Annotated in this window: 1 protein-coding gene; it reads right to left on the bottom strand. The window is 62.7% G+C overall.

Features of this window, described 5'->3' with window-relative positions; genetic code table 11:
- The coding region (locus F6Q13_RS18605) for a PPE domain-containing protein (RefSeq protein WP_293059679.1) at window positions 1-95 on the bottom strand (95 nt) is incomplete at its 3' end.
- Window positions 96-727: the final 632 nt, after the last annotated feature.

Below are 727 nucleotides of genomic sequence, written 5' to 3'. Positions count from 1 at the left end.
CACATCGCCGCCGCCGCCGACAGGGACTCCGGGCCGGGACCCGCGTACATCCTCGCCGAGTTGATCTCCGGCGGCAGCGCACCAAAATCGATCACGCCGACCTCCCTCCCTCGGCGCGTCGGTAACGGGCGCGGCAGACGGTACCGCGGTCAGTCGGATTCTGGTTCAAAACTTCTCCCAACATTCCTACTACCAATTCGGGCTGCCAGCTCCTACATCCGTCATGCTGATCAGCACGGACCACGTCGAGCACACAGATCGTGGTGAGGAGTTACGCGTCGTTGCGTCGGTTACCCCGCCGGACACCCGCGAGATGAATTTGCGGGCGCAAACAATTGGCGGAAGCAAACGCAGTTTACCCGGGGTTGCCCACGATTTCACGTACTTGTGGGGTCTTCGATCCCAAGCGGGCAGTTGTCATAATACTCACATTGAACTGTCCTGGTTGCGCTGGCGCGGGATCTCCCCCGATTCCGTGGAGACTTCTGTTGTAGGCATCTTGTGGTAAAGTTGTTTGCTGCTGCCCCGGGCAGCTGCCTGGGGGTGGTGCCCGCAGCCGGGGTCACGGCTGGCCGTCAGCCACCCGCAGGGGTTGGCCTTGACGCCGGCGAGGTGGACGCCATTTTACCTGTTGCCGGGGCTGGATGCATTCATGACACCCGCTCGGGTGCGCACCGGCGGCCGCGTAATTGCAGCTCGTGCTGCAGCGGTGATCGCATGTTCAGCG

The sequence above is a fragment of the Mycobacterium sp. genome, assembly GCF_008709575.1.
Classification (GTDB): domain Bacteria; phylum Actinomycetota; class Actinomycetes; order Mycobacteriales; family Mycobacteriaceae; genus Mycobacterium.
This window is presented reverse-complemented; position numbering and strand designations above follow the sequence as displayed.